This is a genomic window from Kitasatospora sp. NPDC042419 (assembly GCF_056437345.1).
This window is the reverse complement of the sequence record NZ_JBWKAW010000030.1, coordinates 1-24,302: the sequence shown is the minus strand read 5'-3', so window position 1 is coordinate 24,302 and position 24,302 is coordinate 1. Positions and strand designations below refer to the sequence as shown.

At 74.3% G+C, this 24,302-nt stretch carries 19 protein-coding genes; 12 read left to right on the top strand and 7 right to left on the bottom strand.

Annotated elements, in window-relative coordinates; translation table 11 throughout:
* The first annotated feature begins 96 nt into the window (after nt 1-96).
* The gene (locus tag AC067J_RS35945) at nt 97-909 is read left to right on the top strand and encodes an enoyl-CoA hydratase/isomerase family protein (RefSeq protein ID WP_478306681.1); all 813 of its coding nucleotides are present in this window, start codon (nt 97-99) and stop codon (nt 907-909) included.
* A gap of 195 nt (nt 910-1,104) precedes the next feature.
* Nucleotides 1,105-1,692, top strand: coding sequence for a phosphatase PAP2 family protein (locus tag AC067J_RS35940; protein ID WP_478306518.1), 588 nt, complete (start codon nt 1,105-1,107; stop codon nt 1,690-1,692).
* Between the two features lie 230 nt (nt 1,693-1,922).
* Here AC067J_RS35940 and AC067J_RS35935 read toward each other — a convergent pair whose 3' ends face one another.
* Nucleotides 1,923-3,140 (bottom strand): acyl-CoA dehydrogenase family protein, encoded by a 1,218-nt coding sequence (locus AC067J_RS35935; protein ID WP_478306516.1) that lies wholly within the window; start codon nt 3,138-3,140, stop codon nt 1,923-1,925.
* 114 nt (nt 3,141-3,254) lie between these two features.
* Between AC067J_RS35935 and AC067J_RS35930 the strand changes: the two genes are divergently transcribed.
* The gene (locus tag AC067J_RS35930; RefSeq protein WP_478306514.1) at nt 3,255-3,899 is read left to right on the top strand and encodes a TetR/AcrR family transcriptional regulator; all 645 of its coding nucleotides are present in this window, start codon (nt 3,255-3,257) and stop codon (nt 3,897-3,899) included.
* A gap of 201 nt (nt 3,900-4,100) precedes the next feature.
* On the top strand, nt 4,101-5,555 hold the full coding sequence (locus tag AC067J_RS35925) for a cellulase family glycosylhydrolase (RefSeq protein WP_478306513.1): 1,455 nt from the start codon (nt 4,101-4,103) through the stop codon (nt 5,553-5,555).
* A 116-nt stretch (nt 5,556-5,671) separates the two neighbouring features.
* On the opposite strand, the gene AC067J_RS35920 is transcribed toward AC067J_RS35925, so the two are convergent.
* The gene (locus AC067J_RS35920) at nt 5,672-7,696 is read right to left on the bottom strand and encodes a M3 family metallopeptidase (RefSeq protein WP_478306512.1); all 2,025 of its coding nucleotides are present in this window, start codon (nt 7,694-7,696) and stop codon (nt 5,672-5,674) included.
* A 216-nt stretch (nt 7,697-7,912) separates the two neighbouring features.
* On the opposite strand from AC067J_RS35920, the gene AC067J_RS35915 reads away from it, so the two are divergent.
* The gene (locus tag AC067J_RS35915; protein WP_478306510.1) at nt 7,913-9,628 is read left to right on the top strand and encodes a bifunctional 3'-5' exonuclease/DNA polymerase; all 1,716 of its coding nucleotides are present in this window, start codon (nt 7,913-7,915) and stop codon (nt 9,626-9,628) included.
* Between the two features lie 81 nt (nt 9,629-9,709).
* Here the strand turns inward: AC067J_RS35915 and dhaM are convergent, their stop codons facing one another.
* Complete coding sequence (gene dhaM, locus AC067J_RS35910; protein WP_478306508.1) at nt 9,710-10,102, bottom strand: dihydroxyacetone kinase phosphoryl donor subunit DhaM; 393 nt, start codon at nt 10,100-10,102, stop codon at nt 9,710-9,712.
* Between the two features lie 130 nt (nt 10,103-10,232).
* Between dhaM and dhaK the strand changes: the two genes are divergently transcribed.
* Both dhaK and dhaL read left to right on the top strand, forming a co-directional pair.
* On the top strand, nt 10,233-11,228 hold the full coding sequence (gene dhaK / locus AC067J_RS35905; protein ID WP_478306506.1) for a dihydroxyacetone kinase subunit DhaK: 996 nt from the start codon (nt 10,233-10,235) through the stop codon (nt 11,226-11,228).
* Nucleotides 11,229-11,417: 189 nt separating this feature from the next.
* Nucleotides 11,418-12,056, top strand: a complete 639-nt coding sequence (dhaL, locus tag AC067J_RS35900) for a dihydroxyacetone kinase subunit DhaL (RefSeq protein ID WP_478306504.1) — start codon at nt 11,418-11,420, stop codon at nt 12,054-12,056.
* A 147-nt stretch (nt 12,057-12,203) separates the two neighbouring features.
* Here the strand turns inward: dhaL and AC067J_RS35895 are convergent, their stop codons facing one another.
* Complete coding sequence (locus AC067J_RS35895; RefSeq protein ID WP_478306503.1) at nt 12,204-13,376, bottom strand: PP2C family protein-serine/threonine phosphatase; 1,173 nt, start codon at nt 13,374-13,376, stop codon at nt 12,204-12,206.
* Between the two features lie 174 nt (nt 13,377-13,550).
* Between AC067J_RS35895 and AC067J_RS35890 the strand changes: the two genes are divergently transcribed.
* From AC067J_RS35890 to AC067J_RS35880, 3 genes are all read left to right on the top strand, one after another.
* On the top strand, nt 13,551-14,492 hold the full coding sequence (locus AC067J_RS35890; RefSeq protein WP_478306502.1) for a PrsW family intramembrane metalloprotease: 942 nt from the start codon (nt 13,551-13,553) through the stop codon (nt 14,490-14,492).
* A gap of 369 nt (nt 14,493-14,861) precedes the next feature.
* Nucleotides 14,862-15,080, top strand: a complete 219-nt coding sequence (locus AC067J_RS35885; protein WP_478306500.1) for a heavy-metal-associated domain-containing protein — start codon at nt 14,862-14,864, stop codon at nt 15,078-15,080.
* A 73-nt stretch (nt 15,081-15,153) separates the two neighbouring features.
* The gene (locus AC067J_RS35880) at nt 15,154-17,487 is read left to right on the top strand and encodes a heavy metal translocating P-type ATPase (protein WP_478306498.1); all 2,334 of its coding nucleotides are present in this window, start codon (nt 15,154-15,156) and stop codon (nt 17,485-17,487) included.
* Nucleotides 17,488-17,577: 90 nt separating this feature from the next.
* Here the strand turns inward: AC067J_RS35880 and AC067J_RS35875 are convergent, their stop codons facing one another.
* From AC067J_RS35875 to recD2, 3 genes are all read right to left on the bottom strand, one after another.
* Complete coding sequence (locus AC067J_RS35875) at nt 17,578-18,297, bottom strand: SDR family NAD(P)-dependent oxidoreductase (protein ID WP_478306496.1); 720 nt, start codon at nt 18,295-18,297, stop codon at nt 17,578-17,580.
* Nucleotides 18,298-18,860: 563 nt separating this feature from the next.
* Nucleotides 18,861-20,150 carry a citrate synthase gene (locus AC067J_RS35870; protein ID WP_478306494.1) on the bottom strand — a complete coding sequence of 430 codons (1,290 nt, stop codon included), beginning with the start codon at nt 20,148-20,150 and terminating at the stop codon, nt 18,861-18,863.
* A gap of 224 nt (nt 20,151-20,374) precedes the next feature.
* Complete coding sequence (recD2, locus tag AC067J_RS35865) at nt 20,375-22,576, bottom strand: SF1B family DNA helicase RecD2 (protein ID WP_478306679.1); 2,202 nt, start codon at nt 22,574-22,576, stop codon at nt 20,375-20,377.
* A 162-nt stretch (nt 22,577-22,738) separates the two neighbouring features.
* On the opposite strand from recD2, the gene AC067J_RS35860 reads away from it, so the two are divergent.
* Both AC067J_RS35860 and AC067J_RS35855 read left to right on the top strand, forming a co-directional pair.
* Nucleotides 22,739-23,530 carry a VOC family protein gene (locus tag AC067J_RS35860; protein ID WP_478306492.1) on the top strand — a complete coding sequence of 264 codons (792 nt, stop codon included), beginning with the start codon at nt 22,739-22,741 and terminating at the stop codon, nt 23,528-23,530.
* Between the two features lie 168 nt (nt 23,531-23,698).
* Nucleotides 23,699-24,175: an N-acetyltransferase family protein gene (locus AC067J_RS35855; RefSeq protein ID WP_478306490.1), complete on the top strand. Its 477-nt coding sequence runs from the start codon at nt 23,699-23,701 to the stop codon at nt 24,173-24,175.
* Nucleotides 24,176-24,302: the final 127 nt, after the last annotated feature.

Below are 24,302 nucleotides of genomic sequence, written 5' to 3'. Positions count from 1 at the left end.
CCGGCGCCGGGCCCCACCCGGCCCGGCGCCCCCGGTCCGCTCCGGGCGGGCCCCTCCTGAGAGAGTGGCCGCACCCACACCCTTCCGGAGGTGCCCATGGCCGCCCGGCCGCTGCTGACGCGGGACCGCGCCCCGCTGCCCACCCACGTCGACGGCCTCAACGCCCACCTCGGCGAGGATGGCGTCGCGGTCCTGGAGTTCGACCGCCCGCACCGCCGCAACGCCGTCACCCTGGAGATCTGGCAGGCCCTGCCAAAGGTGCTGCTGCGGCTGGCCGAACAGCCCGGCGTGCGCGTCCTGCTGGTCACCGGAGCGGGCGGCACCTTCAGCGCCGGCGCGGACATCGACGAACTCTCCGGGGTCTACGGCGATCCGGACCGCGCCGACGACTACCACGCCGTCAACATCGCGGCCGAGGAGGCGCTGGCCGCCTTCCCGCACCCGACCGTCGCCGTGGTGCACGGCGCCTGCGTCGGCGGCGGCTGCCAGCTCGCCGTCGCCTGCGACCTGCGGTTCGTCGCCGAGGACGCCAGGCTGGGGATCACCCCGGCCAAGCTCGGCGTGGTCTACCCGGCGGTGCCGACGCTGCGGCTGGCCCGGCTGGTCGGCCCGTCCCGCGCCAAGTACCTGCTGTTCTCCGGCGAACTGCTGCCCGCCCCGGAGGCCGCCGCGTTCGGCCTGGCCGACCGGGTCCTCCCGGCCGGCGAACTGGACGCCGCGGCCCTGGACTTCGCCCGCCTGCTGACCACCCGCTCGCCGCAGACCATCGGCGCCGTCAAGGCCGCCCTGGCGGTCGCCCCCGAGCAGGCCGCGGCCGCCCTCGCCCCCTGGGAGCGCCGTTCCCGCGAGGCGCCCGACGTCCGCGAGGGCCTCGCCGCCTTCCTGGAGCGCCGGCCGCCCCGCTTCTGACCCATCACCCGGGCCTCGCGTCCGGGCCTCGCGCGCGGTGCCCGACGGCCGCCGCCCGCGCCCGGGAGCCGGATCCGGGTACGGGTCCGGGTCCGGCCCCGGGCGCGGGCGGGTCATCGCGATTCCGATCACACGGCAGCAGATCGATACGATCATCCGACCCTTCTGCCGCCGAACCCCTGGAGCACCCGCGCGATGACCGAGCCCACGCCCACGACCGTCCGGGCCCGGCAGATCACCGACGGCCTGGAGCCGAAGAACGTGATCATCTGCCTGGTACTCCTGCTCGGCGTCCTGCGTCACGGCTGGAGCGGGCTCGGCTGGGCGGTGTTCGCGGCGCTCTTCGCGGCCGTGATCCCGACGCTGTTCATCCGGCACGGCATCCGCAGGGGCACGCTGGAGGACCGGCACGTCGGCCACCGGCAGCGTCGGCTGACGGTCATCCCGTTCGTCATGGGCTCGGTCGCGACCGCCTTCGCGGTGATGCTGGGACTGGACGCGCCGACCGACCTCACCGCGATCGTGCTGGCGATGTTCGCCTCGCTGGTCCCGATCCTGGTGATCACCGTCCGGTGGAAGGTCTCCGTGCACACGGCCGTGGCGAGCGGCGCGGCGGTCTGCCTGGCGATCGCGCTCAGCCCGTGGTGGCTGCTGCTCTACCCGCTGGTCGCGCTGATCGGCTGGTCCCGGGTGGTGCTGCGGGACCACACCACCGCGCAGACCGTCGTCGGCGCGGTGGTGGGCGGCCTCACCGCCGGCCTCACCTTCTGGGCCGCCCGCTGACGCCTCTTTGCAAAGTGCGCTGTTTGCAAAGAGCAGCCGGAGGCCGGACGGCGGCCGGCCCCGCCGCCCCACGGGCTGCCGCTCCGGGCCCCCACCGCCTCTCCGCCGGACTCCCCGCCGGCCTCACCCTCCGGGCCGCCCATTGACGCCTCTTTGCAAAGTGCACTGTTTGCAAAGAGCAGCCGGGGCCTGCAGGCGGCCAGGCCGCCCCCGCCCCCGGCCCCGGCCGCTCAGCGGATCGGGAGGCCCGAGACGGCCCGGGCGATCACCAGGCGCTGGATCTCGCTGGTGCCCTCGAAGATCGAGTAGATCGCGCTGTCCCGGTGCATCCGCTCGACCGGGTACTCGCGGGTGAAGCCGTTGCCGCCGAGGATCTGCATCGCCTGCGCGGTGACCCACTTGGCGGTCTCGCCCGCGTACAGCTTGGACATCGAGCCCTCGGCCGAGGTGAACGGCAGGTTGTTGGCCGCCATCCAGGAGGCCCGCCAGACCAGCAGCCGGGCCGCGTCGATGCGGGTCTTCATGTCGGCCAGCTGGAAGGCCACCCCCTGGTTGTCGATGATCGGGCGGCCGAACTGCACCCGGGTCTTCGCGTAGTCGAGCGCCACCTCGTACGCGGCCCGGGCGATGCCGATCGCCTGTGCGCCGACGGCCGGCCGGGAGGCCTCGAAGGTGGCCATCGCGGCGTTCCGCCCGCCCTTGCGGACGCCCTCGCGGGCCCGGGCGAGGCGCTCGTCCAGCTTCTCCCTGCCGCCGAGCAGGCAGTGCCCGGGCACCCGGACGGAGTCCAGCACCACCTCGGCGGTGTGCGAGGCCCGGATGCCGTGCTTCTTGAACTTCTGGCCCTGGCTCAGTCCGGCCGTGCCCGGCGGCACCACGAAGGAGGCCTGCCCGCGCGCACCGAGCTCCGGGTCGACGGTCGCCACGACGACGTGGACGGCGGCGATCCCGCCGTTGGTGGCCCAGGTCTTGGTGCCGTTCAGCGCCCATTCGTCCTTGGCCTCGTCGTACACGGCCCGGGTGCGCAGCGCGGAGACGTCGGATCCGGCGTCCGGCTCGGAGGAGCAGAAGGCGGCCACCTTGACGTCGTCCGGGGTGCCGAACATCTGCGGTGCCCAGGTGCCGATCTGCTCGTCGGTGCCGTTGGCGAGCACGGCGACGGCGGCCAGCGTGGTGCCGACGATGGAGAGGCCGATCCCGGCGTCGCCCCAGAACAGTTCCTCCATGGCGATCGGGATGCCGACGCCGGAGGGGTCGAAGTACTGCTGGGCGTAGAAGTCGAGCGAGTAGATGCCGAGCTTGGCGGCCTCCTGGATGATCGGCCAGGGGGTCTCCTCGCGCTCGTCCCACTCGGCGGCCGCGGGCCGCATCACGTCGGCGGCGAAGCCGTGCAGCCAGTCGCGTACGGCGAGCTGGTCCTCGCCCGGGTCCAGCGAGAAGGTGCTCATGGGTGCGTGCCTCCGAAGAAGGGTGCGGCCGACCGGGGTGTTACCTCGGGTAACATCGACGGAGTCTGCTACTGCTTGGTAACCGGTGTCAACGCCCTAGCGAAGGAACAGCGCATGTCCCCAGAGCCCCGCCGGGAGCAGTTGCTCAACGCCGCCGACCGGGTCATCCAGCGCGAAGGCCCCGGCGCCAGCATGAACGCGATCGCCGCCGAGGCCGGCATCACCAAGCCGATCCTCTACCGGCACTTCGGCGACCGGAACGGCCTGATCCGGGCGCTGACCGAACGCCACACCGTGGGCCTGCTGGCCGCCGTCCGGGCCGCCCTCGCCGAACCGCTGGAGCGGCGCGACCGGGTCGAGCACGTGCTCGACACCTACCTGGCCGGGATCGAGGCCCGCCCGCAGGTGTACCGGCTGCTCACCCACCCCGAGCCGGGCGACCCGAGCGGCGCCGGGAACGCGCTCGCGCCGGCGCTGAAGCAGATCGCCGAGGAGATCACCCGGGCCGTCGCGGGCCAGGTCGACCTCGGGGCCGACCGCGAACTCCTCGCCGAGGCCTGGGGGCGGGGCATCACCGGCATGGTGCTGGCGGCCGGCGACTGGTGGCTGGAGTCCAAGCCCTGCACCCGGCCCCGGATGGTCCAGGCGCTCGCCGACCTGCTCTGGGGCCGGCTCGCCGCCGCGGGCGACCTTCCGTCGGCCCTGCCGACCGGGCCGGCCGCACCGGAGCCGACGGCACCGGAGCCGACGGGCGACTGAGACGCGCGGCCGCGGGGCCCGCCGCCGGACTCCTGCGGCCGGGCCCCGCCCCCACGCCCCCCATACCCGCTCCCCGTACCCACGCCTCGCGCCGAACCCCCGCGCCGACCCCCGCCGCCGAACCCCCGCACCGCACTCTTGTGCCGGGCATGCCCGCACCGGCATCATCGGGCCCCACCCTCCCCCGCCCCGGAGGCCCCGATGCGCCTGCGCCGCACCGCCGTTGCCCTCCTGCTCACCGTCTCCGCCGCACTGTCGGCCCCGCCCGCCCTGGCCCGGCCCCCGCACCCCGCCCCGGCGTTCCCCACCGGCACGGCCACCGGCCCGGACGGCCGCACCGACCCGGTCGACGCCGCCGGCCGCCGGCTCCAGCTGCGCGGCTTCAACCTCGACAAGTACGCCGAGGCCACCGAGCAGGACGTCGAGTCCCTCGCGGCCCGGGGCTTCACGCTGATCCGGGTGGCCGTCTCCTGGACCAGGCTGGAACCCCGACGCGGCCGCCTGGACCGGGCCGAGCTGAACCGCCTGCACCGGCTCCTCGGCTGGGCCGACCGGTACGGCGTGCTCGCCCTCGTCGACTTCCACCAGGACGTCTACGGGCCGAAGTTCGGCGGCGGCGACCGCGGCATCCCGCTCTGGGCCACCCGAGACGACGGCCTGCCGTTCGAGGCCGACCCCGACGACTGGTTCGCCGGCTACTTCCAGCCCGCCGTCCAGGCCGCCTTCCGCCACCTCTACGACGACCCCGACCTCCGCGCCTGGCAGGCCGACTTCTACACCCGGCTGGCCCGCGAACTGCGCGGCCACCGCTCGCTGCTGGGCTACGACCTGTTCAACGAGCCGTTCGGCCCGGTGGACGGCGACCCGACCGACCCGGCGGTGCTCGCGGCCGCCGCCGCCGCACTGGAACAGGGCCGGCTCGCCGACATGTACCGCCGGCTGATCGCCGCCGTCCGCCGCGCCGACCGGGACGCCTGGCTGTTCGTCGAACCGACCGTCCTGGTCGGCCAGGGCGTGCCCACCCGGCTGCCCGGCTTCGCCGACCCCCGCCCCGGCTCCCCCCGGCTCGGCTACGCGCCGCACTTCTACGACACCGCCGTCGAGTCCGGCGCCGACTGGGACCCGGCCGGCGGCTTCGTGGAGGACTACACCGCCGCGATCACCGCCTACCCGGCCGAGCACCGGCTCCCCGTGCTGGTCGGCGAGTGGGGGCCGCCCGACTCCCGCAGGCCCGGCAACACCCTGCTGGTCCGCCGGCAGGTCGACGCCATGGACGGCTTCGCCGCCGGCTGGGCGATGTGGTACTGGTGCCGGGGCAACGGCGGCTACTGCGCGCTCGACCCGGCCGGGCGCCCGGCCCCGGGCGACGAGCCGGCCTTCGGCCCGTACCCGGCCGCGGTGGCCGGAACGGCCGCGCGCACCACCGCGGGCGGCACCGCGCACACCGTCCGGTGGGCCGCCGACGGCACCGGCCACGCCACCGAACTCGTCCTGCCCGCCGCCGCGTTCCCCACCGGCGTGCGGGTCGCCGTGCAGCCGGCCGGCGCGCTGGTCGAACTCGACCAGCCGGCCGGCGACCGGGCCGGCACCGCCCGGATCCGCCTCCCGCGCTCCCGGCCGGGCACCCCGGTCACCGTCACGCTGGAACGGCGCTGACGCCCGAGCCCGACGCCCGACCCCGACGCCCAGCCCCCGAAACCCGACACCCGACACCCGACGCCCGGCGGCCGGTCCGCCGGGCGTCGACCACACCGGTGGCCCGGAACCCGGCCCTACGCCAGCCCGCGGCGGGCCAGCAGCGGACCGGTCTCCGGGTCACGCCCGACCACCGCGCGGAAGGAGTCCAGCGCGTCCCGGCTGTCCCCGCGCGCGAGCAGCTCCCGACGGAACACCTCGCCGCTCTCCCGCACGCTCCTGCCGTTCGCCCCGAACCACTCCACGGTGTCGGCGTCCAGCACCTCCGACCAGATGTACGCGTAGTAGCCCGCGCTGTAGCCGCCGGCGAAGATGTGCCCGAAGTACGCCGTCCGGTAGCGCGGCGGCACCGCCGCCACCGCCAGCCCGGCCCCGGCCAGCGCCGCCGCCTCGAACTCCTCGGCGTCGGCCACCTCCCGGCCCTCCGGCAGGGTGTGCCAGGCCCAGTCCAGCAGCGCCGCGGCCAGGTACTCGACGGTCCGGAACCCCTGCCCGAACGACTCGGCCGCCTCGATCCGCTCGACCAGCTCGGACGGCAGCGGCTCGCCCGTCTCGTGGTGCTTCGCGTAGTTGGCCAGCACCTCCGGCCGGACCATCCACATCTCGTTGACCTGGGAGGGGAACTCCACGAAGTCGCGCGGCACGGCCGTCCCCGCGAAGTACGGGTAGCGCACGTCCGAGAAGAGCCCGTGCAGCGCGTGCCCGAACTCGTGGAACAGCGTGCGGACCTCGTCCCAGGAGAGCAGCACCGGCTCCCCGGGCGCCGGCTTCGCCACGTTCAGGTTGTTGTACACCACCGGCCGGTGGCCCAGCAGCCCCGACTGGGTGACCAGTTCGTCCATCCAGGCGCCACCGTGCTTGGACTCGCGGGCGTGGAAGTCGCCGAGGAAGAGGCCCAGCGGGGAGCCGTCCTCCTCGAACACCTCGAAGACCCGGACGTCCGGGTGGTACGCGATGAGGTCGGGGCGCTCGGTGAAGGTCACCCCGTAGGCCAGGTTCGCGGCGAAGAAGACGCCGTCCCGCAGCACCCGCTCCAGCTCGAAGTACGGGCGCAGCGCCGCCGAGTCCACCTGGTACGAGGCCTGCCGGACCTGCTCCGAGTAGTACGCCCAGTCGTGCGCGGCGATCTCCTCGATGCCGTCGGCGGAGGCCAGCTTGGCCAGCTCGGCGGCCTCCCGGCGGGCGTTGGCGACCGCCGGCGGCACCAGCCGGGCCAGCAGCGCGTCCACCGCGTCGACCGAGCCGGCCGTCTCGTCCGCCACCACGTACGCGGCGTGGGTGTCGAAGCCGAGCAGGCGGGCGCGCTCGGCGCGCAGCGCGGCCATCCGGATCGCCAGCGGGCCGTTGGTGTCGGCCGCGCGGCCGAGCGAGGCGGCGAGCAGCCGCTCGCGCACCGAGCGGTCGGTGAGCGAGGCCAGCTCGCTCTGGTTGGAGAAGTTCTTCAGGCTGAGCACGTACGCGCCGTCCCGGCCGAGCGCCCGGCCGTTCTCCGCCGCCGCGGCGATCGCGTCCGGCGACAGGCCGGCCAGCTGCTCGGCCGAGTCCAGCACCAGCGCCCCGGCCTTGGAGCCGGCGGACACGTTCTGCCGGAAGGCCGAGGCGCCGACGGCCAGTTCGGCGTTGAGCCCGCGCAGCCGGGTCTGCTCCGCGGCGCCGAGCCGGGCGCCGGCCCGGACGAAGGCGGTGTACCGGCGCTCCAGCAGGCGCAGCGACTCCTCGTCCAGCCCCAGTTCGTGACGGCGCCCGTGCAGTTCCTCGATCCGGGCGAACAGCGCGGCGTCCAGGTGCACGGCGTCCCGGTGCGCGGCCAGCAGCGGGCTGATCTCGGCGTCGATCCGGTCCACCTCGGGCGTGGTGTCGGCGGAGGACTGGTTGTCGAAGACCCCGCGGACCCGGCGCAGCAGCGCCCCCGAGCGCTCCAGCGCGATCAGGGTGTTGTCGAAGGTCGGCGGCTCCGGATCGGCGGTGATCGCGGCGATCTCGGCGAGCTGCTCGGCCATCCCGCGCTCGAAGGCGGGCAGGTAGTGCTCCGGCCGGATCTCGGCGAACGGCGGCAGTCCGTAGGCCAGGATGCTGGGCCTGAAGAACGGGTTCTCGGTCATTTCGCCGACCCTACGCGGTGTCATCGGCCCTGCCTACGCCCCCGCCCGGCTGCCGGGCGCGCTCGGCGGCCCGGTGCGCCCGGGTCCCGGGGGCCGGCCGGCGGAGCGGTTCCCGGACCGCCTCGCTCCGGTTGTCGCACCCACCCGCTACCGTCGAGTTCCGCCCGCCGCGCGCCCCTTCGCGCGGCACCCGTACCGACGAGAGGAGGAGCCCCCGTGGCACCCCGGATCGCCCTCGCCCCCGACCCGCACGGCCCCGGCGGCCGGCTCCAGCCGCTCGACGACACGGGCACCCCGCTCGGCCCGCCCGTCCCGGTGCCCGACCTCGCCGCCGCCGTCGCGGGGCGGGAGGCCGCCGAGCACCCGCGCTGGGTCTGGGCCGCCGCCGACTCCGGGTACGCGCCGCTGCTGCCACGGCTGCCCGACCGCCTCGGCCGCTGCCACGACCTGCGGCTGGTCGAGGCGCTGCTGCTGGCCCAGGAGGGCCGGTTCGGCGCGCCTCGCTCGCTCGGCGCCGCCTGGGCCCGGCTGCGCGGCCTGCCCGTCCCCGCCGACCTGCCCGAGCCCGGCTCCGCCGAGGCGGGCGACGGCCAGGACACGCTGTTCGCCCCGGACCGGCTGCAGCTGCCGCCCGGCGCCGACCCGCTGGAAGCCGTCGTCGCCGTGCACGCCGAGCAGCAGCGCCGGCTCACCGCGATCGCCGACCCGGCCGCCCGGTCCCGGTTCCGGCTGCTGATCGCCGCCGAGTCGGCCGGTGCGCTGGTCGCCGCCGAGATGGCGCACGACGGCCTGCCCTGGCGCGCGGACGTCCACGACCGGCTGCTGACCGAACTGCTCGGCCCCCGGCCGACCGTGCCGGGCACCCAGCCGAGGCTGCTCGCCGAGCTGGCCGCCGAACTGCAGCAGGCGCTCGGCGGCCGCCCGTTCAACCCCGACTCGCACAGCCAGGTGCTGCGCGCCTTCGCCGAGGCCGGCGTCCAGCTCGGCTCCACCCGGTCCTGGGAGCTGAAGGCCGTGGACCACCCGGCCGCGAAGCTGATGATCCGCTACAAGGAGCTCTCCCGGATCCACGCCGCCCACGGTTGGGCCTGGCAGGACGCCTGGGCGCGCGGCGGCCGGTTCCGGCCCGAGTACGTCGTCGGCGGGGTGGTCTCCGGGCGCTGGGCCAGCCGGGGCGGCGGCGCGCTGCAGATCCCCCGTATCCTGCGCCGCGCGGTGGTCGCGGACCCGGGCTGGCTGCTGGTGGTCGCCGACGCCGCCCAGCTGGAGCCCCGCGTCCTGGCCGCCCTCTCCCAGGACGCCGGGCTGGCCCGCACCGCGGCCGGCGGCGACCTGTACGAGGCGCTCGCCGCCAACGCGTTCCAGGGCGACCGCGACAAGGCCAAGCTCGGCCTGCTCGGTGCCATGTACGGCCAGACCAGCGGCGACATCGGCCCGCTGCTCGCGACGCTGCGCCACCGCTACCCGGCCGCGATGGGCTACGTGGAGGCGGCCGCCCGGACCGGCGAGGACGGCGGTGTGGTCGTCTCCCGGCTGGGCCGGCCCTGCCCGCCGGCCTCGGCCGCCTTCCTCGACCTCACCGAGGCGCCGGAGACGGCGGGCGACGCCGGCGGGCGTTCGGCCCGTGCCCGCGGCCGGTTCACTCGCAACTTCGTCATCCAGGCGAGCGCCGCCGACTGGGCGCTGGCCCTGCTGGCCGCGCTGCGGCGCCGGCTCCACGCGCTGCCGGTGGCCGACCCGGCCGACCGGCCGCACCTGGTCTTCTTCCAGCACGACGAGGTGGTGGTGCACACCCCGGCCAATCTGGCCGACGAGGTGGCGGCCGCCGTCGCCGAGGCGGCGGAGGAGGCGCGGCGGCTGGTCTTCGGGGAGACGCCGGTGCAGTTCCCGCTCTCCAGCGCGGTGGTGGAGTGCTATGCCGACGCGAAGTAGCCCCGGCCGGCGCGGACCGGCCGGCTGCCGCGGCGGCCGGCGCGGACCGGCCGGCTGCCGCGGCGGCCACCGCGGCGGCCGTCAGAGCTTGCGGAAGCCGCGGGCCTCCTCGGCGGCCGCGACGACCTCGGCCAGCGGGGCCCCGGTGGAGGCGGTCACCGCGGCGGAGACGGCGCCCTCCACCAGCGGCGCGTCCACCAGCACCACGCCGGGGCGCGGTTCGTCCTCCAGCACGGTCACGGCGGTCAGCACCGAGCTGCCGAGGTCCGGCAGCACCACCACGCCCGCCCCGGTGTCGGCCTCGGCGACGGCGCGGGCGATCAGGTCGTAGCTGGTGCCGAGCCCGCCCTCCTCGGTGCCGGCGGCCACCACCACCCGTACCGCGTCCGAGGCGAGTTCCCCCAGCAGTTCCTTCAGCCCGGCGCCGAGCCGCGGACTGTGCGAGACCAGGACGATGCCCACGTAGTCGCTCATGGCCCGACCCTACGACGCTGCTCCACCCGGGTGACCCGTACCGGCCGTGACCGCGTGTCGGAATCCGTGCCGCCGTCCCCCGTCTGGCGTAGCGTCGGATCAGCACCGTCTGCCGAGGGAGCCCGACGCCGTGAAGAAGCTCATCAACACCGCGGAGACCGTCCTGGAGGACGCGCTGACCGGATTCGCCGCCGCCCACCCGGAGTTGGCGGTGGACGTGGCCAACCGGGTGATCACCCGCGCCGTCCGGCCGGGCACGCCCAAGGTCGCCCTGGTCTCCGGCGGCGGCTCCGGCCACGAACCCCTGCACGGGGGCTTCGTCGGCCCCGGGATGCTGGACGCGGCCTGTCCCGGTGAGGTCTTCACCTCCCCCGTCCCCGACCAGATGCTGGCCGCCGCCCGGGCGGTGGACTCCGGCGCGGGCGTGGTCTTCGTCGTGAAGAACTACACCGGCGACGTGATGAACTTCGAGCTCGCCGCCGAGCTGGCCGCCGAGGAGGGCATCGAGGTCCGCACCGTGCTGGTCGACGACGACGTCGCGGTCGAGGACTCGACGTGGACGGCCGGCCGCCGCGGCACCGGCGCGACGGTCCTGGTCGAGAAGATCGCCGGTGCGCTGGCGGAGCGCGGCGCCCCGTTGGACGAGGTGGCCGCCCTGGGCGCGCGGGTCGACGCGGCCTCCCGCTCGTTCGCGATCGCGCTGACCTCGGCGACCGTCCCGGCGGCGGGCAAGCCCGGTTTCGACCTGCCGGAGGACGAGATCGAGGTCGGTGTGGGCATCCACGGCGAGCCGGGCCGCCGCCGGGAGAAGCTCCGCCCGGCCGGCGAACTGGCCGCGGAGGTGGTGGAGACGATCCTCGCCGAGAACCTCCTGAGCGCCGGCGACGAGGTGATCGCCCTGGTCAACGGCCTGGGCGGGACACCGCTGCTGGAGCTGTACATCGTCTTCGGCGAGGTCGCCGCCCGGCTCGCCGAGCGCGGCATCACGGTGGCCCGCAACCTGGTCGGCAACTACGTGACCAGCCTGGACATGGCGGGCTTCTCGCTCACCCTGACCAGGGCCGACGGCGAGCTGCTGGAGCTCTGGGACGCCCCGGTGGACACCCCGGCCCTGAAGCGCGCCTGATCCCGGGGGGAGCCCGATCCCCGCGGCCCTGACCCCAAAGACGCCCTGACCCCGGAGGCCTCCGATCCCGGAGGCGTCCGATCCCGGAGGCGTCCGATCCCGGAGGCGTCCGATCCCGGAGGCGTCCGATCCGGGGAGTGTCCGATCCCGGGGGAACCCGACCCCGGGGAAGAGAACGGAGAGACCGGCATGGACTTCGACACCCCGCTCGCCGAGGCCTGGATCCGCGCGGTCGCCGCCGCGGTCGAGGCGGAGCAGGAGCGGCTCACCGAGCTGGACTCCGCGATCGGCGACGGCGACCACGGCAGCAACCTGCGGCGCGGCTTCGCCGCCGTGCTGACCGCCCTGGACGGCCTGGAGCCGGCCGGACCGGGTGCGGTGCTGACGAAGGCCGGCACCACGCTGATCTCCAAGGTCGGCGGTGCCTCCGGCCCGCTGTACGGCAAGGCGTTCCGGGCGATCGGTGCCGCACTGCCGGTGTCCGCCGACGGGCCGGCCGGCGCGGCGGCGGTCGGCGAGGCGCTGGCGGCGGGTCTGCGGGCGGTGCAGGACCTCGGCAAGGCCGAGCCGGGCGACAAGACCATCGTCGACGCCTGGGCGCCCGCGCTGGCCGCCTACCGGGAGGCGGTCGCCGCCGGGGCCGGTCTGCCGGACGCGGCCGGGGCGGCGGCCGCGGGGGCGGAGCGTGGTGCGCTGGCCACCGTGCCGCTCCAGGCCCGCAAGGGGCGCGCCTCGTACCTGGGCCCGCGCAGCGTCGGCCACCAGGATCCGGGCGCGACCTCCACCGCGCTGCTGTTCCGCGCGCTGGCCGAGGTCACCGCCGGCTGATCGCCGGGCCCGGGCGTTCCGGCCGCCGCACCGGAACGCCCGGACGGCCCCCGGACCGTCCTCCGACGGCCGCCGAAGAGCGGGCGGGCCCCCGGGCGGCAGGCAGGGCCCCCGGGCGGGCGGCCGCCCGGCGCGGGCCGCCGGGCGTCAGTCGTCCGTCCGGGTGATCAGGAGCAGCAGTGCGTCGTCCTTCAGCTCGCCGCCGGTGTGCTCCAGCAGGTCGGCGTAGACCCGGCCGACCGCCGCCTCCAGCTCCGCCGAGGAGCGGGCCGCGCCCTGGACCAGCCGGCCGACCCGTTCCTCCAGCGGGTAGAACTCGCCGCTCCGGCGGTGCCTGGCCTCGATGACGCCGTCGCTGCAGAGCACCAGCACGTCCTCGGGCCCGAACGGCTGGCCCCAGCTCGCCGGTTCGCCGACGGCGAGCCGGCCGAGGCCGAGCGGGACCCACGGGTCCGGCGCGTCCAGGACGTGCGCCCGCCCGTCCGGGTCGACCCGGATCGGCGGGACGTGCCCGTACTGGAGCAGCTCCACCTCTCCGGGCGTGCGGAACTCGGCGAACAGGGCGGTGGTGAACTCGCCGTCCGGCGCGTGCCGCTCGACGCTGGCCTCGACCCGGGCCGCCACGCCCCGCAGTCCGGCCTCGTCGTACGCGGCCTCGCGGAAGGCGCCGAGCACCACGGCGGCGGTCTGCACCGCCCCGAGCCCCTTGCCGCGGACGTCGCCGACCGCGACCCGGGTGCCGTGCGGGGTCTCCAGGACGGAGTAGAGGTCCCCGCCGATCCGTGAGGCGTCGGCGGCGGAGACGTACCGGACGGCCAGGTGGAGCGGTCCGACGACCGGGCCGGGCAGCCGGAGCAGCGCCCGCTGGGCGGCTTCCGCGACGGAGCTGACGGCGGCGAAGGCCGCCGCCCGGCGCATGCGGATCTTGGCGACCCAGGCGGAGAAGACGGTGAGCAGCAGGTAGCTGATCATGGCACCCCAGAGGAAGCGGGTGTCGTTGATGGTGTCGACCTCGTCGTAGTGGCTGAGTCCGAAGACGGCGAGCAGTCCGAGCAGGCAGACGGCGAGCAGTTCGAGCGGGCGCAGGGTGAGGGCGGCGATGCTGGGCACGACGGTCATCAGCGGGGCGAGGTAGCGGTCGCGGCCGGAGAGCAGGTCGGTGAGCCCGACCAGCAGGATCGCGAGCAGTGCGGGCGAGGCGCGGCGCCAGAGCGGGATGTCCTGGAGGTCGACCGCCAGCAGGACGCGGCGCCGGCGGGCCCAGGACAGCCCGCTGCCCGTCGGGACGGAGGGCGACTGGGCCTGGCGGTACGGGGACACATATCGAACATAACGGACGATCAACAACCCCACCCCCGCACCCCGGCCCCGCACCCCGCCCGCGGGCTCCGCCCGGCCCGACTCGTACTCCTCCCACTCGTCCAAAAGGTACCAAAGAGTCCGATTTGTCATACAGTGCGACGAAAGCGGCTCACGCAAGGGAGGCCCTCACCGGTGTCCGGATACCGCAACACCCCCCGCATCTCCGGTCCGCCCGCCCGCACGGCGGCCCGCCCCGCCCAGTGGCCCCGGATCTTCCTGGTCGGGCTCCTGCTCTGGATCGCCACCGTCGCCGTCACCTTCCTCACGGGCAACAGCAACCTGGTGCCGACCGTCGTACTGCTCGGCAGCTTCCTCGTCCCCGCCACCGTGACGGTCTGGGCGTACGAGCACTACGCGGCCGACCTCGGCGCCGACCGGATCTTCGCCTGCTTCGGCATCGGCGGCGTCATCGGCGTGCTCGGCGCCTCCGTCCTGGAGACCTACCTGCTCTCCCCCTCCGTCTGGATGTACGTCGGCGTCGGCCTGATCGAGGAGGCGGTCAAGCTGGGTGCCCTGATCATGGTCAGCCGGCGGCTCCGGGTCAGCGGCCTGCGCTACGGCCTGGTCCTCGGCGCCACCGTCGGCGCCGGCTACGCCGCCTTCGAGAGCGCCGGCTACGCGTTCAACGCGGTGCTCGGCATCCAGGGGCTCTCGCTCAGGAACCTGGTGGAGACGGAGATCCTGCGCGGCGTCCTCGCCCCGGTCGGCCACGTCCTCTGGACCGCGATCCTCGGCGGCGTCCTCTTCCGCGAGCGGCGCGCCGGGCACTTCCGCTTCACCGCGCCCGTCCTGTTCACCTACCTGGGCGTCGCGCTGCTGCACGCGCTCTGGGACTCGATGAGCGGCATCGCGGTCTGGCTGGTCGCGAAGACCACCGCCGCCGACTGGCAGCGCGCCCTGTTCGACCTCGGCTACATGCCCGGCCCGACCGGCGAGCAGGCCCACCTCTACACGCTGTACGACACGGCGGGCCTGGTCGCGGTCTCGCTCGGCGGGCTGCTCTGGCTGCGGCTGCTGGTCCGCAGCGAGCGGACCAGTCCGATCCCCGCCCAGTACCCGGCCGCCCCGGCCTAGGACCCGGCGCGGGCCCGGCACCCAGGCCCGGCACCCAGGCCCGCCCCCGGGTCCGCCCCAGCCCCGGGTCCGCCCCAGACCCGGCCCGCCCCGGGACCCGGCCCAGCACCCCGCGCGCGGGACCCCGCACCCCCGGTTCGAACACCCGGCTCCGCCGCGCTCGAATCCGCCCACGTCACGGCGCGGATTCGAGCGCGGCGTGTCCGGACGCCTACGCTCTGCTCTCGGGCCGCGCTCCGGGAAGATCCGGAATGCGATCCACACCACATCATCCGTATCCCTACGGAATACCCCCCGAGGGTACGGTGTCATCAGAAGCAGGGCCCGGGCGTACGCTCGCGGCCGTACCGAACTTTTCGGAGGCCCCGAATGTCCAGCACCATCACCTACTCCGTGACCGGCATGAGCTGCGGCCACTGCGAGAACTCGGTCAGCAAGGAGCTCTCGGCACTGACCGGCGTGACCGAGGTGTCCGCCGACGCCAAGGCCGGCACCGTCACCGTCTCCGCCGCGACCCCGCTGGACGACGAGCTGGTCCGCGCCGCCGTCGACGAGGCCGGTTACGAGCTGGTCGGCCGGTCCGCCTGAGCCCCCGCCGCGCGGCGGGGCCGGGTGACCCCGCTTCCCCCGCCGCGCTCCTCCCCAAGGAGCTGATCAGCACATGAGCACCTCCACCTCGGGCCCCACCTCCCCGGACGCCGCCACCGCCATAGCCGGCCAGGACGGCCCGGCCGCCGTCCGGGAGCGCGTCGAACTGTCGATCGGCGGGATGACCTGCGCCGCCTGCGCGGCCCGCATCGAGAAGAAGCTCAACCGGATGGACGGCGTCGAGGCCACCGTCAACTACGCCACCGAGAAGGCCCGGGTCGACTACGGGCCCGGCGTGAGCGTGGCCGACCTCATCGCCACCGTCGAGAACACCGGCTACACCGCGGAGCTGCCCCCGCCGCCGGTGGTCGCCGCCCCCGCCGCCGCACCGGGCGCCGGGGCCGAGGCGTCCGCCGCCGCCGCACCGCCCCAGGCCGATCCGCTGCTCGACCGGCTGCTGATCAGCGCCGTGCTCACCGTGCCGGTGGCCATGCTGTCGATGATCCCGTCGCTCCAGTTCACCAACTGGCAGTGGCTGGCCTTCGCGCTCACCGGCCCGGTCGTGGTGTACGGCGGGCTGCCGTTCCACCGCGCCGCCTGGACCAACCTCAAGCACGGCGCGGCGTCCATGGACACCCTGGTCTCGCTCGGCACCCTGGCCGCCTTCGGCTGGTCGTTCTGGGCCCTGTTCTGGGGCGACGCGGGCATGGCCGGGATGCGGCACGAGTTCTCGCTGTCGGTCGGCGACGCCGACGCCTCGTCCATGCTCTACCTGGAGACGGCCGCCGCCGTCACCGTGCTGATCCTCTTCGGCCGCTACCTGGAGGCCCGCTCCAAGCGCCGGGCCGGGGCCGCGCTGCACGCCCTGCTCGACCTCGGCGCCAAGGACGTGGCCGTCCTCGACTCCGGCCGCGAGGTCCGCCTGCCGGTGGCGCAGCTCGCCGTCGGGATGCGGTTCGTGGTCCGCCCGGGCGAGAAGATCGCCACCGACGGGGTGGTGGTCGAGGGCGCATCCGCCGTGGACGCCTCGATGCTGACCGGCGAGTCGGTGCCGGTGGAGGTCGCGGTCGGCGACGCCGTCACCGGTGCCACCGTCAACGCCGGCGGCCGGCTGGTGGTCGAGGCGACCCGGGTCGGCGCCGACACCCGGCTCGCCCGGATGGCCCGGCTGGTCGAGGAGGCGCAGAACGGCAAGGCCGCCGCCCAGCGGCTCGCCGACCGGATCTCCGCCGTCTTCGTGCCCGTGGTCATCCTGATCGCGCTCGGCACCCTGGTCGGCTGGCTGCTGGCCGCGAACAGCCCGACCGAGGCGTTCACCGCCGCCGTCGCCGTGCTGATCATCGCCTGCCCGTGCGCGCTCGGCCTGGCCACCCCGACGGCGCTGATGGTGGGCACCGGGCGCGGCGCCCAGCTGGGCATCCTGATCAAGGGCCCGGAGGTGCTGGAGACCACCCGCAGAGTGGACACCGTCGTCCTCGACAAGACCGGCACCATCACCACCGGGAGCATGGCGCTGGCCGCCGTGCACACCGCCGAGGGCGTCACCGAGGACGAGGTGCTGCGACTGGCCGGCGCGCTGGAGCACGCCTCCGAGCACCCGATCGCCGCCGCCGTCGCCGCCGCGGCCGCCGAGCGGGTCGGCCCGCTGCCCGCCGTCGTGGGCTTCCGGTCCGTGCCGGGGCTCGGGGTGCTGGGCACCGTCGAGGGCCACGCCGTGGTCGCCGGCCGGGAGCTGCTGCTGGCCGACCACTCCCAGCCGCTGCCGCCCGCGCTCGCCGAGGCGAAGCGCGCCGCCGAGGCCGCCGGGCGGACCGCCGTCGCGGTGGCCTGGGACGGTGCGGCGCGGGCCGTCCTGGAGGTCGCCGACGCGGTCAAGCCGACCAGCGCCGAGGCCGTCGCCCGGCTGCGGGAGCTGGGCCTGCGGCCCGTCCTGCTCACCGGCGACAACCGGGCGGTCGCGGACGCGGTCGCCGCCGAGGTCGGCATCGCCCCCGAGGACGTCTTCGCCGAGGTCCTCCCCGAGGACAAGGTGGCCACCGTCCGGGGCCTGCAGGCCGAGGGCCGCTCGGTCGCCATGGTCGGCGACGGGGTCAACGACGCCGCCGCGCTCGCCCAGGCCGACCTCGGCCTGGCGATGGGGACCGGCACCGACGCGGCCATCGAGGCGAGCGACCTCACCCTGGTCCGGGGCGACCTGCGCTCGGCGGCCGACGCCATCCGGCTCTCCCGCCGAACCCTGGCCACCATCAAGGGCAACCTGTTCTGGGCGTTCGGCTACAACGTGGCGGCGATCCCGCTGGCCGCCGCAGGCCTGCTCAACCCGATGATCGCCGGGGCCACGATGGCCTTCTCCTCGGTCTTCGTGGTCACCAACAGCCTCCGGCTGCGCAGTTTCGAGGCCTCCTGAGCACCCGGGGAGCCGAAGGCGCCGGGGGCCCGTACCGCATGCGGTACGGGCCCCCGGCCGTTCGGTTCCGGCGGGTCCGCCGGCCCGCGCTCAGCGGCCGAGCAGCTCGCCGCCGTTGCAGTGCAGGATCTCGCCGGTGATGAACCCGGCCTCCTCGGAGGCCAGGAAGTGGACCGCCGCCGCGACCTCGCCGGTCTCCCCGATCCGGCCGAGCAGCGTCCGGGCCGCCCGCCGGGAGACCTCCGCCTCGTCCAGCCGCGGGCCGAAGAACTCGGTGCCCGCGACCGTCCCCGGGGCGACGATGTTGGCGGTGATGCCCGAGGTGCCGAGCTGGGCGGCCAGGAAGTTGTTCCAGGCGTGCAGCGAGGCCTTGGCGGCCCCGTACGAGCCCGCGCCGCGCAGCGCGGCGATGGAGCTGATGGTGACCACCCGGCCGGAGCCCAGGGTGAGCCGGTCCCGGATCGACTCGGTGAGCAGCACCACGGTCAGCACGTTCCGCTCGAAGTCACCGCGCCAGCGGGCCAGCAGGGCGTGCGGACCGGCGCCGATCACGGTCTCCCGGCTGCCGGCGTTGTTCACCAGCACGTCGATCCGCTCCGGCAGTTCGGCGAGCGCGGCCTCGACGGCGTCCGGGTCGGCGAGATCACAGACCAGCGGGGTGACGTTCGGCCCGAGGGCCGCGGCGGCCTGCTCCAGCACCGCGCGCCGGCGGCCGACGATCACGACCTGTTCGCCGGCCTCGGCGAACCGCCGCGCCACCTCGTACCCGATTCCCGTGCCACCGCCGGTGACAACGACGTTCCTGGTCATCTGCGCACTCCCTCCCCAGCTCCGCCGCCACGCTGCGAGGTGCGGGACGGTCCGTACCGGAATGCCACGATTCCTATCACGCTCGGTTGCCGTGACTGCGGGGAGGGTGACGTCGCCGCCGCCGGAACGTGTGGTATGGGCCGGGCACCGCCCGCACACGGAGCGTGGCGAGAGGCAGCTCACACCCCCCGGGCGTAACTTCTCGCACCCTGATACGTCTTAGGTTGGTAGTGCGGCAGTTTTTCCGGTGGGCGGAGACGTGGCGAACGGCATCACGTCACCGCCCCGCCAACACTGCCGCCGACGGGGCTCCGGCGGGCCCCGGGTCGGTCGCCGACTGTTGGCGGCCTTCGCGCACGGCGCCGGGGTGTGACGGGGCCAGGGACGCTTTGAGCGGCCGTCCCGGGCTGCGACCGCCCCGGAGTCGTGCGCTGTACGTTCAGGCCCCCCGCGCCCGCTCCGGCGCGCCGCGGGGGCACGCGCGAGGGCCCGGCCGCGGAGTGCGGCCGGGCCCTCGTGGCGCCGGTGTCAGGGCGTGCGCGTCGGTGTGCGGGACGGCCGCGTCAGCGGGCGTCGAGCTCCACGTAGTCGCGGATCTCCACGCCGGTGTAGATCTGGCGCGGGCGGCCGATCCGGCTGGTCGGGTCGTTGATCATCTCGTGCCAGTGGGCGATCCAGCCCGGCAGCCGGCCGAGGGCGAACAGCACGGTGAACATGCTGGTCGGGAAGCCCATGGCGCGGTAGATCAGGCCGGTGTAGAAGTCCACGTTCGGGTAGAGCTTGCGCGAGACGAAGAAGTCGTCCTTGAGCGCGTGCTCCTCCAGCTTGAGCGCGATGTCGAGCAGCTCGTCGGACTTGCCGAGCTGGCCGAGCACCTCGTGGGCGAGCAGCTTGACCTGCGCCGCGCGCGGGTCGAACGCCTTGTACACGCGGTGGCCGAAGCCCATCAGCTTGACGCCGGCCTCGCGGTTCTTGACCTTCGTGATGAAGGCGTCGACGTCGCCGCCGTCCTGCTGGATGCTCTCCAGCATCTCCAGCACGGCCTGGTTGGCGCCGCCGTGCAGCGGGCCCCAGAGCGCCGAGATGCCGGCCGAGATGGACGCGAACTGGTTGGCGTGGCTGGAGCCCACCAGGCGGACCGTGGAGGTCGAGCAGTTCTGCTCGTGGTCCGCGTGCAGGATCAGCAGCTTGTCCAGCGCGTTGACGATGACCGGGTTGAGCTCGTAGTCCTCGGCGGGGACGGCGAACGTCATCCGCAGGAAGTTCTCGACGTAGCTCAGGTCGTTGCGCGGGTAGACGAACGGCTGGCCGACCGACTTCTTGTACGCGTAGGCCGCGATGGTCGGGAGCTTCGCCAGCAGGCGGACCGTCGACAGGTGGCGCTGGGCCGCGTCGAACGGGTTGTGGCTGTCCTGGTAGAAGGTGGACAGCGCGCCGACCACCGAGGACAGCATCGCCATCGGGTGGGCGTCCCGCGGGAAGCCCTGGAAGAAGCGCTTGACGTCCTCGTGCAGCAGGGTGTGCTGGGTGATCTCGCGGTTGAACTCCGCCAGCTGGTCGGCGTTCGGCAGCTCGCCGTTGATCAGCAGGTAGGCGGTCTCGATGAAGTCGCCCTTGGCGGCGAGCTGCTCGATCGGGTAACCGCGGTACCGCAGGATGCCGTTGTCGCCGTCCACGAAGGTGATCGCGGACTTGTAGGCGGCGGTGTTGCCGAAACCGTTGTCCAGGGTGACCAGGCCGGTCTGCGGGAGCAGCTTCGAGATGTCGAAGCCGGCGTTGCCCGCAGTGCTCTCGACGACGGGGTACTCGTACTCGCCGTCCTGGTACCGCAGTACTACCGAGTTGTCGCTCACGTCTTCCTCACCGACGAAATGAATCCTCTTCCAAGGTGCCCTGACTGTCTCTACCATCCCCCATCCGGCGGACAGCCGCGCACCCGGGGTGGCCCGAAAGGGCCCGCCCCTACAAAACCTGCCGCCGCAGCCGGTACGAACCGGACAAGATCGGCACCACCCCAGGCTCTGCCGTAAATCTCTTCACGTCAAGAGAACAATAGAGGCAACCATCCCTTGGAGAATCATCCAGCCGCCAGCCGGTGATCCAACGCGGCATGCCTCCTACCTGCACTGACGCTACGGACCGCCTGTCCGATCGCCTTCCGTGACCCGACCAGCACAACGAGTTTCCGAGCCCTGGTCACGGCGGTGTAGAGCAGATTCCGCTGCAGCATCGTCCACGCGGACGTGGTGACCGGAATCACCACCACCGGGTACTCGCTCCCCTGCGAACGGTGGATCGTCACCGCGTACGCGTGCGCGAGCTCGTCCAACTCGTCGAAGTCGTACGGCACCTCCTCGTCCTCGTCGGTGAGCACCGTCAACCGCTGGTCGTCCACGCTGAGGGAGGTCACCACTCCCACTGTGCCGTTGAAGACGCCGTTCCGCCCCTTGTCGTAGTTGTTGCGGATCTGCGTGACCTTGTCCCCCACCCGGAACGTCCGCCCGCCGAACCGCCGCTCCGCCAGCCCCTCCCTGGCCGGCGTCACCGCCGCCTGGAGCAGCGTGTTGAGGTTCCCCGCCCCCGCCGGCCCCCGGTGCATCGGCGCCAGCACCTGCACGTCCCGCCGGGCGTCGTAGCCGAACCGCTGCGGGATCCGCCGCGCCACCACGTCCACCGTCAGGCCCGCCGCCGCCTCCGTGTCGTCCTCCACGAACAGGAAGAAGTCCGGCAGGCCCTCGGTCAGCGGCGGCAGCCCCTCGTTGATCCGGTGCGCGTTGGTCACCACCCCGGACTGCTGCGCCTGCCGGAAGATCCTCGTCAGCCGCACCGACGGGATCGGACCGCCCTCCGCCAGGAGGTCCCGCAGCACCTCGCCGGCACCCACCGAGGGCAGCTGGTCGACGTCCCCCACGAACAGCAGGTGCGCCCCCGGCGCCACCGCCTTGACCAGCTTGTTCGCCAGGATCAGGTCCAGCATCGACGCCTCGTCCACCACCACCAGGTCGGCGTCCAGCGGCCGGTCCCGGTCGTACGCGGCGTCCCCGCCCGGCCGCAGCTCCAGCAGCCGGTGCACCGTCGACGCCTCCACCCCGGTCAGCTCCGCCAGCCGCTTCGCCGCCCGCCCGGTCGGCGCCGCCAGCACCACCTTGGCCCGCTTGGCCAGTGCCAGCGTCACGATCGACTTCACCGTGAACGACTTGCCGCAGCCCGGGCCGCCCGTCAGCACCGCGACCTTCTCGGTCAGCGCCAGCCGCACCGACTGCTCCTGCTCGGGCGCCAGTTCGGCCCCCGTCCGCTGCGCCAGCCAGCCCAGCGCCGCCGGCCAGTCCACCTCGCCGAACCACGGCATCCGGTCCGTCTCCGCCCGCAGCAGCCGCAGCAACTGGTTGGCCAGCGAGATCTCCGCCCGGTGGAACGGCACCAGGTACACCGCCGTGATCGGCTCGCCGCCCTCACCCGGCACCTGCTCCCGCACCACCCCCTCGGCCGCCACCAGCTCCGCCAGGCAGTCGATCACCAGCCCCACGTCCACCTGGAGCAGCTTCACCCCGTCCGCGATCAGCCGCTCCTCCGGCAGGAAGCAGTGCCCCTGGTCGCTGCTCTGCGACAGCGCGTACTGCAGCCCCGCCTTCACCCGCTCCGGGCTGTCGTGCGGGATCCCCACCGCCTGGGCGATCCGGTCCGCGGTGAGGAAGCCGATGCCCCAGACGTCCGACGCCAGCCGGTACGGCTCGTTCTTCACCACCCCGATCGAGCCGTCCCCGTACTGCTTGTAGATCCGCACGGCCAGCGACGTCGAGACACCCACGCCCTGCAGGAAGACCATCACCTCCTTGATGGACTTCTGCTCCTCCCAGGCCGCCGCGATCTTCTTCGTCCGCTTCGGGCCGAGCCCCGGCACCTCGATCAGGCGCCCCGGCTCCTGCTCGATCACCTCCAGGGTGTCCACCCCGAACCGCTCCACGATCCGCTCCGCGAACCGCGGCCCGATCCCCTTGATCAGCCCCGAGCCCAGGTAACGCTGGATCCCCTGCACCGTCGCGGGCAGCACCGTCGTGTAGTTCTCCACCACGAACTGCCGGCCGTACTGCGGATGCGACCCCCACCGCCCGTGCAGCCGCAGCGACTCCCCCGGCTGCGCCCCGAGCAGCGCGCCCACCACCGTCAGCAGGTCGTTCCCGCCCCGCCCGGTGTCGACCCGCGCCACGGTGTAGCCGGTCTCCTCGTTGGCGTACGTGATCCGCTCCAGCACGCCCTCGACCTGGGCGAGCTGGCGCACCACCGCCTCGCCGGCGCCGGCCTGCGTCTGCCTGGCCACCGAGCCCTCCTTCACCGTCCGGGCCCACTTCCGCTACGCACCGTACCGTCCGGGTGCGACAGTGCGGGTCGGGGTGCCAGGCTGGGAGGCACGGAGGGGACCCCGGCCGAGGAGCGCCGCACCATGCTCAGCACCGCCTTCCGTCCCGGCTCCCCCAACTGGCTCGACCTCACCAGCCCGGACACCGCCGCCTCGGCGGCCTTCTACACCACCCTGTTCGACTGGACCTTCGCCCCGGCGGGCCGGGAGGCCGGCGGCTACGGCTTCTTCCGGCACGCCGGCCGGACGGTCGCGGCCCTCGGCCCGTCCACCGACTCCCAGCCCCGCCCCACCTGGACGGTCTACTTCCGCACCGTCGACGCCGACCGCACCACCGACCTCGTCGAGACCGCCGGCGGCCGGATCCGCTTCACCCCGTTCGACGTCCTCGGCAGCGGCCGGATGGCCGGCTACACCGACCCCACCGGTGCCGACTTCGCGGTCTGGCAGCCGCACGACCTCCGCGGCCTGGACACCGTCACCGAGTCCGGCAGCCTCTGCTGGACGGAGTGCCACAGCGTCGACGCCGAGGCCGCGAAGGCCTTCTACCGGTCGGTCTTCTCGTGGCAGGAGCAGGACGTCCCGCTCGGCGAAGCCGTCTACACCGTCCTCACCCCGCCCGGCGGCGGCACCGACGACGCCCACGGCGGCATCATCCAGCTCGACCCCGGACAGACCGCCGCCGGCACCTCCTCGCACTGGCTCCCCTACTTCGAGGTGCCGGACGTCGACGCCCGGATCGCCACCGCCGAACGGCTCGGCGCGACCGTCCGGGTCCCCGCCGCGGACGTGCACGGAGTGGGCCGGACGGGACAGCTCGTCGACCCGTACGGAGCCGCCCTCGCCGTCATCACCAGCGCCCCGCCCGGCGGGTGACGGCCGGTCACCACGGCAGGCGGACCTCCCTGGCGGCCTCCGGAGGACCCTCCGAGGCCTTCGGAGGGCCCTCCGGGGGCCGTTCCCGGGCCTATCGGGGAAAAGGACAGGCCTCGGGGCTACCGGCCGGGTGGACGACGTCTCCAGGGCGCCGCCTAGGCTGTGATCATGAACGCTCTCCCGACCGAACCCACGACCGACCTGACGATCCGCCGCGCGACCGCCGACGACCTTCCCGCGATCGTCGCGATGCTCGCCGACGACGCCCTGGGCGCCACCCGCGAGAGCCCCGACGACCTCGCTCCGTACCTCCCCGCGTTCGGCCGCATCGACGCCGATCCGCACCAGCACCTGGTGATCGCCGAACGCGCCGGCCGGACCGTCGGCACCCTCCAGCTCACCGTCGTCCCCGGACTCTCCCGCAAGGGCTCGACCCGCACCATCATCGAGGGCGTCCGCATCCACGCCGACGAACGCGGCACCGGCCTCGGCACCGAGCTGATCCAGTGGGCGATCCACCGTTCCCGCGAGCTCGACGCCGACCTGGTCCAGCTCACCTCGGACGCCACCCGCACCGACGCGCACCGCTTCTACGAGCGGCTCGGCTTCGTGCCCTCGCACCTCGGTTTCAAGCTCGCGCTCTGACCCCGGGATTCCGAGGTTCCGGCAATTCCGGCCGGCGATCGGCCGCACAACGCAAAGAACCCCCGTCCGGATCCCGGACGGGGGTTCTTTGTGAATGATTGTTCGGCGGCGTCCTACTCTCCCACAG

Bases quoted from the DNA above. Each gene is read 5' to 3' on its own strand.
- AC067J_RS35945 (WP_478306681.1), top strand. From the start codon at position 97: ATGGCCGCCCGGCCGCTGCTGACGCGGGACCGCGCCCCGCTGCCCACC.
- AC067J_RS35940 (WP_478306518.1), top strand. From the start codon at position 1,105: ATGACCGAGCCCACGCCCACGACCGTCCGGGCCCGGCAGATCACCGAC.
- AC067J_RS35935 (WP_478306516.1), bottom strand. From the start codon at position 3,140: ATGAGCACCTTCTCGCTGGACCCGGGCGAGGACCAGCTCGCCGTACGC.
- AC067J_RS35930 (WP_478306514.1), top strand. From the start codon at position 3,255: ATGTCCCCAGAGCCCCGCCGGGAGCAGTTGCTCAACGCCGCCGACCGG.
- AC067J_RS35925 (WP_478306513.1), top strand. From the start codon at position 4,101: ATGCGCCTGCGCCGCACCGCCGTTGCCCTCCTGCTCACCGTCTCCGCC.
- AC067J_RS35920 (WP_478306512.1), bottom strand. From the start codon at position 7,696: ATGACCGAGAACCCGTTCTTCAGGCCCAGCATCCTGGCCTACGGACTG.
- dhaM (WP_478306508.1), bottom strand. From the start codon at position 10,102: ATGAGCGACTACGTGGGCATCGTCCTGGTCTCGCACAGTCCGCGGCTC.
- dhaL (WP_478306504.1), top strand. From the start codon at position 11,418: ATGGACTTCGACACCCCGCTCGCCGAGGCCTGGATCCGCGCGGTCGCC.
- AC067J_RS35885 (WP_478306500.1), top strand. From the start codon at position 14,862: ATGTCCAGCACCATCACCTACTCCGTGACCGGCATGAGCTGCGGCCAC.
- AC067J_RS35880 (WP_478306498.1), top strand. From the start codon at position 15,154: ATGAGCACCTCCACCTCGGGCCCCACCTCCCCGGACGCCGCCACCGCC.
- AC067J_RS35875 (WP_478306496.1), bottom strand. From the start codon at position 18,297: ATGACCAGGAACGTCGTTGTCACCGGCGGTGGCACGGGAATCGGGTAC.
- AC067J_RS35860 (WP_478306492.1), top strand. From the start codon at position 22,739: ATGCTCAGCACCGCCTTCCGTCCCGGCTCCCCCAACTGGCTCGACCTC.
- AC067J_RS35855 (WP_478306490.1), top strand. From the start codon at position 23,699: ATGAACGCTCTCCCGACCGAACCCACGACCGACCTGACGATCCGCCGC.